Here is a 12,566-nt window from a genome sequence, read left to right as displayed (position 1 = left end):
GCTAACTTGGGGCACTCGTGTTTCCCCCCCCGGGGGGGGGGGGCGGGCCGCGGCCGGGGGGGGGGCGCCCGGGGCGGGGGGGGGGCCGCGCGAGCCGGTGGGCTCAGCCCGCGACGGCCGGGGTACGGCGTTCGGTGCGCGCGATGGTCGCGGAGCCGACGACGCGGGTCCCGTCGTAGAGGACGACGGCCTGTCCGGGGGCGACCCCGCGCACCGGCTCGTCGAAGGAGACCCGCAGCTCCCCGCCGACGAGTTCGGCGGCCACCTCGGTCTCGCCGCCGTGGGCGCGCAGCTGCGCCGTGTACCGGCCGGGCCCGGTGGGTGCCGTCCCGCACCAGCGGGGGCGTACGGCGGTCAGGCCGGTCACGTCGAGGGCCTCGCGCGGTCCGACGGTCACGGTGTTGTCGACCGGGGAGATGTCCAGGACGTAGCGGGGCTTGCCGTCGGCGGCCGGGTGCCCGATGCGCAGGCCCTTGCGCTGGCCGATGGTGAAGCCGTAGGCGCCCTGGTGGCCGCCGAGGCGGTTGCCGGACTCGTCGACGATGTCGCCCTCGGCCGTGCCGAGGCGCTGGGCGAGGAAGCCCTGCGTGTCGCCGTCGGCGATGAAGCAGATGTCGTGGCTGTCGGGCTTCTTGGCGACGGCGAGGCCCCGGCGTTCGGCCTCGGCGCGGATCTCGTCCTTGGTGGTCTCGGTGTCGCCGAGCGGGAACATCGCGTGCGCGAGCTGCCGGTCGTCGAGCACGCCGAGGACGTAGGACTGGTCCTTGGCCATGTCGGTGGCGCGGTGCAGTTCGCGGCCGCCGTCGGCGTGCGTGACGACCTGCGCGTAGTGCCCGGTGCACACCGCGTCGAAGCCGAGGGCGAGGGCCTTGTCGAGGAGGGCCGCGAACTTGATCTTCTCGTTGCAGCGCAGACAGGGGTTGGGCGTGCGCCCGGCCTCGTACTCGGCGACGAAGTCCTCGACGACGTCCTCGCGGAAGCGTTCGGCGAGGTCCCACACGTAGAAGGGGATGCCGATGACGTCGGCGGCGCGGCGCGCGTCGCGGGAGTCCTCGATCGTGCAGCAGCCCCGGGCGCCGGTGCGGAAGGACTGCGGGTTGGCGGAGAGCGCGAGGTGCACTCCGGTCACGTCGTGCCCCGCCTCGGCCGCGCGGGCGGCGGCGACGGCGGAGTCCACGCCGCCCGACATGGCGGCGAGGACCTTCAGGGGGCGGGAAGTGTCAGTCATAGCCCCACCAGAGTACGGGTCGAGGGGAACACGGGGCCCCCGAGTATCCGTTGTGCGGGACATGGACACAGGTGGCGGCCCGCGAGCGGGCGGCGGGCGGGGGCCCGGCAGACGCGCCCTGCTGCTCGGCGGCGCGGCGGGCGCCGCCGTCGTGGGCTCCGGCGTGCTCGTGTGGGACGAGCTGCGGCACCTGTGGTGGCGTGCGCCCGGGGTGGAGAGACCGCGGGTCGCGGGCGCCGTCGACCAGCCGGGCGCGCAGTGGGTCGCGGCCTCGGAGGCGAACTGGCGGCGCGCGGACCGCCCCGCCGACTATCCGGTGGACCGCATAGTCATCCACGTCGTGCAGGGCAGTTACCCGGTGGCGCTCAAGGTCTTCCAGGACCCGGCGCACGGGGCGGCGGCGCACTACGTCGTCCGCGAGGACGGACACGTGGCGCAGACCATCCGCGAGCTGGACGTGGCCTTCCACGCGGGCAACCGGCGGTTCAACGAGCGCAGCGTCGGCATCGAGCACGAGGGCTGGGTGGACCGGCCGGGGCAGTTCCCCGAGGCGATGCTGCGCTCCTCGGCCAGGCTGGCCGCCTCGGTCTGCGCGCGCTACGGCTTCCCGCCCGACCGCGAGCACATCATCGGCCACGTCGAGGTCCCGGGCGCCGACCACACCGACCCGGGTCGCTACTGGCCGTGGGACCGGTACATGCGCCTGGTCCGGCAGGCCCGTACGGAGGTGGAGGGGACGCGGGCGGCGGCGCGGCGCGGGTAGGGGCCCGCTCCGGGACGGGCCTCGCGCAGGGGTCCTCGGCCCTCCCGCGCGCCGTCCCGGCCAGGGGTCACGGACCCGCGGGGCCGCCCACCGTGAGGACCGGGGTGCGCGAGGCGTCGAAGGCGTCCCGCAGCCGCTGCCCCACCCGGTGTGCGGCGTAGCGCCCCGGCCGCTCCGGGCCCGCGCAGCCGCACGCGGGCCGAGCACCGCACGGCACCGCACGGCACCGCACCGCACCGCACCGCACCGCACCGCACCGCACCGCACCGACGAGGTGGTCAGTCCCGCGACCGGCCCGTGAAGACCCGGCCCAGCGTGTGCCGGCTCTCCGCGTCGAGCGGGTCGAGGAAGCGCTCGCGCACGGCACGGGCGTGCACCTGGAGGGCCGAGCCGATGACCTGCGCGCCGTGCCCGGTGAGGGCCACGTCCATCGCGCGCCCCGTCCCGGCCTCCGCGCGGTCGAGCAGGTCGCGCGCGGCCATGCGGCTGAGCTGGTGGGACAGGCGGGAGGCGGACCAGCCGAGGGCGAGGCCCAGGTCGAGCTGGCCCAGGCGCCGCCCGGGGGCCGCGTGCAGTCGGGCCAGGATCTCGAACTCGGGCACCGAGAGACCCGCCGTGGCGAGCGCCTTCGCGACGCCCGCGGTGACCTGTTCGCTCCAGCCGAGGAAGGCGCGCCAGAGTTCCTGTTCCGCCGCGGTGAGCCCGGCGCGGTCGGCGGTGCCGCCGTCTGCGGGTGGTTCGGGGGCGTCGTGCTCGCTCATGAGGCCACTCTCCCCTTCTTGAATTGACACGTCAAGTCGCGAGACCTACGGTGGCCACGCGTGGCCGGCGGCCCCGGTCAGGCGCGCGCGGTGGCGCACACGCTGGAGGGGGTGCGGCCGGACGGCTTCTCGGTGCGCCCGGTGGCCGACGCGGCGGACGGCCGCGCGCTGGTCGCCCGCGGCGACCTCGCCGCCGTCTACGTACCGGGCGAGCACGCCCGGCTCCTCGTGTCCTCCGCCGCGAGCGGCACCCGCGCCGACTACCTGGGCGCGGCCGTGGGCGGGGAGCTGTCGGCGCGGCCGGTGGACGTACGGCCCGCCGCCCCGGGCGACGTGAGCGGCACCGGGGTCTTCTTCTACGGGCTGCCGCTGGCCCTGGTCGGCATGATCACCTCGATCGTGCTGCTCCAGGTGGCCGCGTGGCCGGTACGGCGCAAGGCGGCGCTCATCGCGGCAGCCGGCGCCTTCGGCTCGCTCGTGCTGTACGTACTGGCGACGGCGATGGACGTCCTGCCGGGCGGCCACCCCCTGCTCCTGCTGTACGGCTTCGTCCTCACCCAGGCCGTCGGCTGGCTCACGACGGCGGCCGCCCAGCTCGCCAAGCGCTACTTCATGCCGCTGTCGATGACCTTCGTGCTGATCCTGGGACTGCCCACGGCCGGCGGCACGGTCAACGCCGACATGCTGCCGGCCCCCGGCCGCTTCCTGAACGCCTTCCTGCCCTTCGCGCAGTTCGTGGACCTGACCCGGGCCGAGGCGTACTTCTCCGGGCACGGCACGGTCCGGCCGCTGCTGACGCTGCTGGCGTGGGCCGCGGCCGGGGCGGCGCTGCTCGCGTGGTCGGCGCGCCGGGGCCGTACGAGGACGCCGCGGGCCGGGCGGCCGGCACCGGGGCGGGCCGAGCCCTCGACGATCGCCGCGTGATCGGCCCACCGCGGTGCACCGTCCTGGACGGCCCGGCCCCGCACCTGCCCGGCGGAGGAGGGGCCGCGCGGACGCGGCCGGCGGGTGTACGCGAACCCGGCCGGGCACCCGTTCCGCCTCGTGCGGGAGGGCTGACCGGGCCGCGGGCGAGCGGCCCCGGGGAGATCAGCTGAGTCCGGCCGCCCTGGCCCGGCGCACGGCCGGGCCGATCGCCTTGGCCACCGCGTCGACGTCGTCCTCGGTCGTGGTGTGGCCCAGGGAGAAGCGCAGGGTGCCGCGGGCGAGGTCGGGGTCGACGCCGGTCGCGAGCAGGACGTGGCTGGGCTGGGCGATCCCGGCGGTGCACGCGGAACCGGTGGAGCACTCGATGCCCTGCGCGTCGAGGAGCAGCAGCAGGGAGTCGCCCTCGCAGCCGGGGAAGGCGAAGTGCGCGTTGGCGGGCAGCCGGTCGGCCGGGTCGCCGCCGAGGACCGCGTCGGGCACCTCGTCGAGCACGGCCGTCACGAGGCGGTCGCGCAGCGCGCCGATCTCGCGGGCGAACTCCTCGCGCCGCTCGGCGGCCAGACGACCGGCCACGGCGAACGAGGCGATCGCGGGCACGTCGAGCGTCCCGGAGCGCACGTGCCGCTCCTGACCGCCTCCGTGCAGCACGGGGACGGGGGTGTGGGAACGGCCCAGGAGCAGCGCGCCGATCCCGTAGGGCCCGCCGATCTTGTGTCCGCTGACGGTGGCGGCGGCCAGGCCCGAGGCGGCGAAGTCGAGCGGCACCTGGCCGAAGGCCTGCACCGCGTCGGCGTGCAGGGGGACACCGAACTCGGCGGCGACCTCGGCGAGTCGGCGTACCGGCTGGAGAGTGCCGATCTCGTTGTTGGCCCACATGACGGTGGCGAGCGCCACGTCCTGGGGGTCGCGGGCGATGGCCTCGCGCAGCGTCTCGGGGTGGACCCTGCCGTACGGGTCGACCGGGAGGTACTCGACCCGGGCGCCCTCGTGGGTGCCGAGCCAGTCCACCGCGTCCAGCACGGCGTGGTGCTCGACGGGGCTGCACAGGACGCGCACCCGGCGCGGGTCCCCGGCGCGGCGGGACCAGTACAGGCCCTTCACGGCGAGGTTGTCGGCCTCGGTGCCGCCGGAGGTGAAGACGACCTCGCTGGGGCGGGCGCCGAGCGCCTCCGCGAGGCTCTCCCTGGCCTCCTCCACCGTACGGCGCGCGCGCCGCCCCGAGGAGTGCAGCGAGGAGGCGTTGCCGACGGTGGCGAACTGGGCTGTCATCGCCTCGACGGCCTCCGGGAGCATCGGAGTGGTCGCGGCGTGGTCGAGGTAGGCCATGGTGAGTCGATTCTACGAGCCGCGCCGGGCCGCGGGCGCCGCGGTGCCCCGCGTCCGGGCGGGCGGGATGTCCGCCGGGGGCGGGATCAGCCCGCGAAGCTCCACGAGGCCGTGCCGTCGGCGGCGGCGAGGGCCGCGAAGACGAGCAGGTCGGCAAGGCCGAGACCGAGGCCGAGAAGGGCCCGGCCGCGCCGCCGGGTGCCGCGTCGCAGGGCGATCGAGGCGAGCAGGACGGCGGCGGGCCCGAGCAGGATGTTCATCACCAGCAGGCCGAGGAGCCCGAGGACGAACGAGGCGACGGCCATGCCGTCGGTGTCCCGCAGACCGGTCCTGCGGCCGTCGGTGGCGGGTTCGGTGGGAGGAGCGGTCAGTTCCATGGAAAACGACCTCCTGTCGGTCGGGCGGTCAGTGGCTGCCGCGGTGCCGTTCCCGGACCGCGAAGACCAGCAGCCAGCAGCCGATGACGAGGGCGGCGACCAGGGAGACCGGGACGGGCGCGTGGGCGACGGTGCCGAGCGCTGTGCCGAGGACGAGGAGTGCCGCTACGAGAATGAGCATCGTTGCCTCCAGGTGGCCCGGACGGTTCCGGGCCCTTCGGTGAACGCTTATGGTTACGAGTGTTCACTGACCGACCAGTCTACACATCCCCGGGCGTGGAAATTCTGGGCGAACGGTTGTTGACTGCATGGCATGGATCACACCGACGCATCCGCACCCGTCGGCGTCCGGGCCGCGCGGAAACTCCGTACCCGGCGGTCCCTGCTGGACGCCGCGCTGGGTCTGCTCACCGAGCAGAGCCTGAGCAGCCTGGGCCTGCGCGAGGTGACCCGGGTCGCCGGGGTCGCCCCGACCGCCTTCTACCGGCACTTCCGCGACATCCCGGATCTGGGCGTGGCCCTCGTCGACGAGGCGCTCGGCAGTCTGCACGGGGTCGTGCGCGCGCTGCTCGCGGCGGAGGGCGGCAGCGAGGCCCGGCTGTCCGGGGCGGTCGGGCTGATCGCGGAGCACGTGCGCGCGCACCCCGACCACGTGCGCTTCGTGGCGCGCGAGCGGCACGGCGGGGTGCGGGCGGTGCGCGAGGCGATAGGCCGCGAACTGGGCCGGTTCGCGCGGGAGGTGGCGGCCGGTCTGGGCGCGCAGCCGCAGTCGGCGGGGTGGAGCGAGGACGACGTGCTGACGCTCGCCGAGCTGTACGTCGACCATCTGCTGATGACGGCCTCGACCCTGCTGGAGGCGGCGCCGGGCGATCAGGAGGCCGTCGTGGCGCGGGCCCGCCGCCAGTCGCGGATCATCGCGCTGGGGCGGCTGCACTGGCTGGACGAGGGCCCGTCCACGACCTGAAAGGGGGACGCCGCCCGCGCTCAGCGCGGCAGGTCGAGCAACTGGCCCGCGAGTTCCCCGATGCGCTGGTACCAGGCCGCCTGGACGGCGGTGACGGCCGGTTCGTCGACGGCGGGGCCCGAGCGGGTCAGGACGAGCCGGGCGCCGTGCCCGGTGCCCTCGGTGAGCCGCCAGCGGACCCGGCCGAGCGGGCTCCAGGCGTATTCGAGCAGCCGGGGCGGGTCGAGTGCGGTGATCGGGCCGGCCGGGGAGCCGATCGCGGTGAACCCGGAGGGCGCCTCCTGTCCGGGCAGCGGGTCGGTGCCGCGCGTGAGGTAGGCCCAGACCATCTCGACGGGGCGCACGAGCTGGCGCTCGAAGCGGACGGTGACGCCCGCCGGTTCCTCCTCGACCGTGGAGGCCACGAGGTCGAACAGCTCGACGTACGCCTCGTGCAGCGCCCCGTCACGGTCACCGGCGCCGTCCGGCTCCTCCCCGTCGAGCAGTTGGGCGAGGGCGGTCAGGCACACGTGCCAGCCGGAGGCGAAGCTCGCCGCCCCGTAGTGGTCGTCGAAGGTGTGCACGAGGGTCAGCAGACTGGCTCCGGGGCCCCCGGCCCCGGCCGCCCGGTCGGGCCGTACCGACCAGTGCAGCCGGTCGCTCCCCCAGGTGTAGGCGAGCACCCACGGCTCCTCCGCCTCCAGGACCGTTCCCCGCGCCGGGGGGTGCCCGCCGTCCGTGAAGCGGAAGGCGGCCCGCGCTCCCGGGCTCGGGTCGAGGCGCACCTCCACCGGCATCCAGCGCGCCGTCAGCTCCGGGCGGGTGAGCGCCTCCCAGATCCGCTCGGGCGGATGCGGGAGGCGGCGCTGCATGCGCAGGGCGGTCCGCCCGTCCTCGGTGAAGGTGAGCGTGTCGGCGTTGGGCTGCATGACGGGGCTCCCCGGCACAGTCGCTGGCGGCTTTCCGGCCACCGTACGAGAGCGGCGGGGCGGGCGCGCGGCGGGCGGCGGCCGTCCGGCGCCCCGGGTGCCGGGCGGGGCGGGCCCGGCGGCTCAGCGCCCGGGTACGCGGGCGAGCTGCCGGGACTGCGCCACCAGGCGACCGGCGCTGTCCCAGACCTCGGCGTCCTCCTCCAGGAAGCCGCCGGCCAGGTTGCGGGTGGCGATCTGTACGCGCAGCGGGCCGGGGGCGGGGCGGCAGCGCACGTGGACGGTGAGTTCCACGGTCGGCACCCAGCCCTTGACGCCGAGGTCGAAGGCGGTGGGCGGCAGCGCGTCGACGGCGAGCAGGAGGGACAGCGGGTCGGCGTCGCGGCCGTCGGACAGGCCGAACCACGCGCGCACCTCGCCCTTGCCGGACGGGGCGCCGAGGGCCCAGCCGAGCGTCGCCGGGTCCATCTTGAGCATGAGGCGGCCGGTGATCGCGTTCGAGCCGGGGATGACGCTCGGGCCGGGGGCGTCGTCGGCGCCCAGGCACTGCTCGACCGGGGGGAGCTCGGGCGGCCGCGCGCTCGTGCGGACCTCGTCCGTGAGCGAGCCGAGATCGCCGTACGAGGCGAGCACCCGCAGCCGCTCCACCTCGCTGCCGTCCTCGGCGTACTGGAACAGGGACGCCTGCCCGGTCGAGAGGGTGCGGCCGGTGCGTACCGTCTCGGTGCGGATCACGGCCGGTCCCGGCTGCGAGGCGGTCAGGTAGTGCGCGGTGACCGAGAAGGGGTCGGAGTGCGGCAGGGCGTCCGCGAGGGCGCGGCCCACGAGGGCCAGGAGGTAGCCGCCGTTCACCGCGTTGATGATCGTCCACCCGGCCGAGAGCCGGGCGTCGTAGACGCCGGGAGCGCGGAGGGTGACGGCGGTGTCGCGGTCGAACTCGCTGTCGCCCACGGTCGCCGGTGCGATTGCCTGTGCCATGGGGGAACGGTACAACAGCTTGCTACTGAGCGGTAGCTTTCTCTGGGGGCCGGGGCATCACTCGACCTCGACCGTCGAGGTCCTGCGGTTCCAGGCGCGGGGCGCGCGCCAGTGGTAGCGCAGGGCGAGCAGCCGCAGGAGGAAGGTCGCGACGGCCGCGATCCCGCTGGTGAGGGCGTTGAGCGCGTCCAGGTGGAGGCACACCGCGACCATCGAGGCGCCCGCGAGGGCGGGCACGGCGTACAGGTCGCGGTCCCAGCGCACCAGGGAGGGCACCTCGTTGGCGATGACGTCGCGGATCACCCCGCCGCCCACGGCGGTGGCCAGGCCGAGCGCCACGGACGAGGTCAGGCCGAGCCCGTAGCCGTACGCCTTGGTGGTGCCGGTCACGCAGAACAGCCCGAGCCCGGCGGCGTCGAAGACATTGACCGCGCCGTTGATCCGCTCGACCTGTGGGTGCAGGAAGAAGACCAGCACCGCGGCGACCAGGGGCATCGAGAAGTAGCCGAGGTCGGTGAACGCGGCGGGCGGGGTCGCGCCGATGACGATGTCCCGGAAGATCCCGCCGCCCAGCGCCGTGGCCTCGGCGAGCACCGCGATGCCGAACACGTCGAAGTTCTTGCGTACGGCGAGCAGCGCGCCGGAGATCGCGAAGACGAAGATGCCGATGAGGTCGAGCGTGTGCTGGACGGTCGGGGAGAAGAGATCGAGGACCACCCGGTCATTGTGCCGGGTGGTCCCCGCGTCACTTCCGGCCCGCCTCGCCGCCGGGGCCCTCCGGGCCGGCCTCGGCGTCCGGCGCGGCTTCGGCCTCCGCCGTGCCCGCGGCTTCCGCCTTGCCCGCGGCTTCCGCCTTGCCCGCGGCTTCCGCCTTGCCCGCGGCTTCCGTCGTGGCTTCGGGGTCCGCCGTGCCCGCGGCCTCGCCTTCCGTACCGGAACCGGTGCCGGCCTTCTCCTCCGGCTTCGGCTCCGTCCCGGCGACCGGCTCGCTCTTCGCGACCGGCTTCTCGGGGGTGGCGGCCGCGACCGGCTGTGCGGTGGCCGTCTCCGCGACCGGCACCTGCGCGTTCGCCGGGTCCCCGGCCGAGACCGTGATGGTCTCGACGGGCTCCGGGAGCGCCGGGTCGTCCGGGAGGAGGTCGGTGCCGTTCTCCGGGTGGTGGCAGGCCACCAGTTGCCCGGTGCGCAGCTCGACGAGCGGCGGTTCCACCGTGGTGCAGGAGAGCGTCGCCTTCCAGCACCGGGTGTGGAAGCGGCAGCCGGAGGGCGGGGCGATGGGCGAGGGCACGTCGCCCGTGAGCAGCCGGCGCTTGCGGTTGCCCCGGGTACGCGGGTCCGGCACCGGCACGGCGGACATGAGCGCCGTCGTGTACGGGTGCATGGGCGTGCCGTAGAGCGACTTGCGGTCGGCCAGCTCCACGATCTTGCCGAGGTACATCACCGCGATCCGGTCCGAGACGTGCCGGATGACCGAGAGGTCGTGCGCGATGATCACGTAGGTGAGGCCGAGCTCCTGCTGGAGGTCGTCCAGCAGGTTGACGACCTGGGCCTGGATCGACACGTCCAGCGCGGAGACCGGCTCGTCGGCGACGACCAGCTTCGGCTTGAGCGCGAGCGCGCGGGCGATGCCGATGCGCTGGCGCTGGCCGCCGGAGAACTCGTGCGGATAGCGGTTGTAGTGCTCGGGGTTGAGCCCGACCCGCTCCAGCAGGCCCTGGACCTCGGCCTTGACCCCGCCCTCGGGCCTGACGCCCTGGAGGCGGAAGGGCGCGCCCACGATCGTGCCGATGGTGTGCCGGGGGTTCAGCGAGGAGTACGGGTCCTGGAAGATCATCTGCACGTCGCGCCGCATGGAGCGCATCGCCGAGGTGGAGAGGTGGGTGATGTCCCGTCCCTCGAACTCGACGCTGCCCCCGGTGGGTTCGAGCAGCCGGGTGATGAGACGGCCCATCGTCGACTTGCCGCAGCCGGACTCGCCGACCACGCCGAGGGTCTCCCCCTGGCGCACGTCGAAGGAGAGGCCGTCGACGGCCTTGACGGCACCGACCTGGCGCTGGAAGACGCCCTTCTTGATGGGGAAGTGCTTCTGGAGCCCCTCCACCTTCAGCAGGGTCTCGCCCGGGGCCCGCTCACTTCCCTTGCTCTGCGCGGGAATCGTCACGTCCTGGTCCTCGCTCACAGCTTGGGCGCAATCTCTTCGGTCCAGATCCGCTCCCGCTGCTCCTGCGTCATGTGGCAGGCCGCCCAGTGTCCCTGGCCGCCGGCCTGGGCCAGCTCGGGCCGCACGGTGCGGGTCACGTTGTCCTTGGGGATGTCGGCGTACGGGCAGCGCGGGTTGAAGGCACAGCCGTCGGGGATGTTGATCAGCGAGGGCGGGGAGCCCTTGACCGGGATGAGCCGGTCGGTCTCCTCGCGGTCGATGCGCGGCATCGAGCCGAGCAGGCCCCAGGTGTAGGGGTGGCGCGGCTCGTAGAAGACCTTCTCGACCGGTCCGCGCTCCACGCAGCGCCCGCCGTACATCACGAGGATGTCGTCGGACAGTTCGGCGACCACGCCGAGGTCGTGCGTGATGATGATGACCGCCGAGCCGAACTCCTTCTGGAGGTCGCGGATCAGGTCGAGGATCTGCGCCTGCACGGTCACGTCGAGCGCGGTGGTCGGCTCGTCGGCGATGAGCAGTTCGGGGTTGTTGACGAGCGCCATGGCGATCATCGCGCGCTGGCGCATCCCGCCGGAGAACTCGTGGGCGTAGGAGTCGACGCGCTTGTCGGGCTGCGGGATGCCGACCCGGTCGAGCATCTCGATCGCCCGCTTGCGCGCCGTCTTCTTGTCCACCTGATGGTGGATGCGGTACGCCTCGATGATCTGCTTGCCGATGGTGTAGTACGGGTGCAGGGCGGACAGCGGGTCCTGGAAGATCATCGCCATCTCGCGGCCGCGCAGGGCGCGCACCCGGTCCTGCGGGGCGGAGAGCAGTTCCTCGCCGTCGAGCCAGATCTCACCGGACAGCTGGGCCTTGCGGCGGCCGTACTGGCCGGCCGTGTGCAGGCCCATGATGCCGAGCGAGGTGACGGACTTGCCCGAGCCGGACTCGCCGACGATACCGAGCGTCTTGCCCTTCTCCAGCGAGAAGCTGAGCCCGTCGACGGACTTGACGAGCCCGTCGTCGGTGGGGAAGTGCACCTTGAGGTCGCGGACCTCCAGGAACGCCTTGGGCGGCTCGGAGCCGGCCGCGACGGTCTCGCCGACTGCGGCTCCGGTCTTGCTGAGCTCTGTCATGCGAGCCTCACTCGGGGGTCGATCACGGCGTACAGCACGTCCACGACGAGGTTGGCGATGATCACGGCGAGCGAGGTGATGAGGACGACGCCCAGGATCACCGGGAGGTCGCGCTCTTGGATCGCCTTGAGCACGGCCTGGCCGAGGCCGGGGAGGCTGTAGGTCGTCTCGGTCAGGATCGCGCCGCCGATCATGGCGCCGAGGTCCATGCCGAGCATGGTCAGGATGGGGGTCATCGTGGAGCGCATCGCGTGCTTGCCGATGACCTTGGTCTCCTTGAGGCCCTTCGCCCGCGCGGTGCGTATGTAGTCCTCGCCCATCACGTCGAGCATGGTGGCCCGGGTGATGCGCGCGTACATCGCCGCGTAGAGGAAGGCGAGGGTGAACCAGGGCAGGAGCAGCCCCTCGAACCAGCCGGTGACGCTCTCCCCGATGGGGACGTACTCGCTGTGGATCCAGCCGAGTCCGAAGTCGAAGATCGCCATGACGATCATGCCGGTGAAGTAGATCGGCAGGGAGACGCCGGAGAGGGCGACGAGCATCGCGCCGCGGTCCCAGACGCTGCCGCGCTTGAGCGCGGAGAGGACACCGGCCGCGACACCGAGGAGGACCCACAGGACGGCCGCGCCGACCGCGAGGGAGACGGTCACCGGCAGCCGGTCGGTCAGGACCGGCCAGATGGCCTGCTCGCTGCGGAAGGAGTAGCCGAAGCAGGGGATCGAGCAGTGGGTGACGTCGCCGCCGGAGGAGTAGGTCCGGCCGACGAAGATGCCCTTGAAGAACTCCCAGAGCTGGACGAAGATCGGCTGGTCCAGCTGGAGTTTCTGCCGGATCCCCTCCAGGGCGGCGGAGTCGGACTGCTTGCCCACGTACATCGTGGCGGGATCGACCCCGGCCCACTTCGGGATGAGGAAGAAGATGCAGAAGACCACCAGCATGATGACCACCAGCATCACGACGACGGCCATGAGCCGCCTGATGAGGTATGCGAGCACTGCTTCCGGCCCGGCCGCGGGCCGCGGGCCACCGGGGAGTTCGTCCCCGGTGGCCCGCGA

The 12,566-nt window shown here is 73.8% G+C and carries 14 protein-coding genes; 3 read left to right on the top strand and 11 right to left on the bottom strand.

Features of this window, described 5'->3' with window-relative positions; genetic code table 11:
* Window positions 1-103: 103 nt before the first annotated feature.
* On the bottom strand, window positions 104-1,228 hold the full coding sequence (mnmA, locus tag ACFYMP_RS05450; RefSeq protein WP_388850832.1) for a tRNA 2-thiouridine(34) synthase MnmA: 1,125 nt from the start codon (window positions 1,226-1,228) through the stop codon (window positions 104-106).
* A 61-nt stretch (window positions 1,229-1,289) separates the two neighbouring features.
* On the opposite strand from mnmA, the gene ACFYMP_RS05445 reads away from it, so the two are divergent.
* On the top strand, window positions 1,290-1,991 hold the full coding sequence (locus ACFYMP_RS05445) for an N-acetylmuramoyl-L-alanine amidase (protein ID WP_388850829.1): 702 nt from the start codon (window positions 1,290-1,292) through the stop codon (window positions 1,989-1,991).
* 278 nt (window positions 1,992-2,269) lie between these two features.
* Here ACFYMP_RS05445 and ACFYMP_RS05440 read toward each other — a convergent pair whose 3' ends face one another.
* On the bottom strand, window positions 2,270-2,752 hold the full coding sequence (locus tag ACFYMP_RS05440; protein ID WP_388850826.1) for a MarR family winged helix-turn-helix transcriptional regulator: 483 nt from the start codon (window positions 2,750-2,752) through the stop codon (window positions 2,270-2,272).
* A 60-nt stretch (window positions 2,753-2,812) separates the two neighbouring features.
* Between ACFYMP_RS05440 and ACFYMP_RS05435 the strand changes: the two genes are divergently transcribed.
* A complete protein-coding gene (locus ACFYMP_RS05435; RefSeq protein WP_388850823.1) occupies window positions 2,813-3,676 on the top strand; it encodes a hypothetical protein in 864 nt (287 codons plus the stop codon).
* Between the two features lie 165 nt (window positions 3,677-3,841).
* On the opposite strand, the gene ACFYMP_RS05430 is transcribed toward ACFYMP_RS05435, so the two are convergent.
* From ACFYMP_RS05430 to ACFYMP_RS05420, 3 genes are all read right to left on the bottom strand, one after another.
* Complete coding sequence (locus ACFYMP_RS05430) at window positions 3,842-5,005, bottom strand: cysteine desulfurase family protein (protein ID WP_388850820.1); 1,164 nt, start codon at window positions 5,003-5,005, stop codon at window positions 3,842-3,844.
* An 86-nt stretch (window positions 5,006-5,091) separates the two neighbouring features.
* A complete protein-coding gene (locus ACFYMP_RS05425; RefSeq protein ID WP_388850812.1) occupies window positions 5,092-5,382 on the bottom strand; it encodes a DUF4190 domain-containing protein in 291 nt (96 codons plus the stop codon).
* A gap of 28 nt (window positions 5,383-5,410) precedes the next feature.
* Window positions 5,411-5,563, bottom strand: a complete 153-nt coding sequence (locus tag ACFYMP_RS05420; protein ID WP_388850809.1) for a hypothetical protein — start codon at window positions 5,561-5,563, stop codon at window positions 5,411-5,413.
* Window positions 5,564-5,695: 132 nt separating this feature from the next.
* Here ACFYMP_RS05420 and ACFYMP_RS05415 point away from each other — a divergent pair, with 132 nt between their 5' ends.
* On the top strand, window positions 5,696-6,346 hold the full coding sequence (locus ACFYMP_RS05415; RefSeq protein WP_388850806.1) for a TetR family transcriptional regulator: 651 nt from the start codon (window positions 5,696-5,698) through the stop codon (window positions 6,344-6,346).
* A gap of 20 nt (window positions 6,347-6,366) precedes the next feature.
* Here ACFYMP_RS05415 and ACFYMP_RS05410 read toward each other — a convergent pair whose 3' ends face one another.
* From ACFYMP_RS05410 to ACFYMP_RS05385, 6 genes are all read right to left on the bottom strand, one after another.
* The gene (locus tag ACFYMP_RS05410; RefSeq protein WP_388850804.1) at window positions 6,367-7,254 is read right to left on the bottom strand and encodes an SRPBCC family protein; all 888 of its coding nucleotides are present in this window, start codon (window positions 7,252-7,254) and stop codon (window positions 6,367-6,369) included.
* A gap of 123 nt (window positions 7,255-7,377) precedes the next feature.
* Entirely contained in the window at window positions 7,378-8,232 is an 855-nt protein-coding gene (locus ACFYMP_RS05405; RefSeq protein WP_388850801.1) for a thioesterase family protein, read from the bottom strand.
* Window positions 8,233-8,289: 57 nt separating this feature from the next.
* Window positions 8,290-8,949, bottom strand: a complete 660-nt coding sequence (locus tag ACFYMP_RS05400; RefSeq protein WP_388850798.1) for a trimeric intracellular cation channel family protein — start codon at window positions 8,947-8,949, stop codon at window positions 8,290-8,292.
* Window positions 8,950-8,977: 28 nt separating this feature from the next.
* On the bottom strand, window positions 8,978-10,393 hold the full coding sequence (locus ACFYMP_RS05395) for a dipeptide ABC transporter ATP-binding protein (protein WP_388850795.1): 1,416 nt from the start codon (window positions 10,391-10,393) through the stop codon (window positions 8,978-8,980).
* A 14-nt stretch (window positions 10,394-10,407) separates the two neighbouring features.
* The gene (locus tag ACFYMP_RS05390) at window positions 10,408-11,511 is read right to left on the bottom strand and encodes an ABC transporter ATP-binding protein (RefSeq protein WP_388850792.1); all 1,104 of its coding nucleotides are present in this window, start codon (window positions 11,509-11,511) and stop codon (window positions 10,408-10,410) included.
* Window positions 11,508-12,506 (bottom strand): ABC transporter permease, encoded by a 999-nt coding sequence (locus ACFYMP_RS05385; RefSeq protein ID WP_388850790.1) that lies wholly within the window; start codon window positions 12,504-12,506, stop codon window positions 11,508-11,510. The genes ACFYMP_RS05390 and ACFYMP_RS05385 overlap by 4 nt, the downstream gene beginning before the upstream one ends.
* Window positions 12,507-12,566 lie beyond the last annotated feature (60 nt).

The sequence above is a fragment of the Streptomyces sp. NPDC007088 genome (assembly GCF_042869355.1).
Taxonomy (GTDB): domain Bacteria; phylum Actinomycetota; class Actinomycetes; order Streptomycetales; family Streptomycetaceae; genus Streptomyces.
This window is presented reverse-complemented; position numbering and strand designations above follow the sequence as displayed.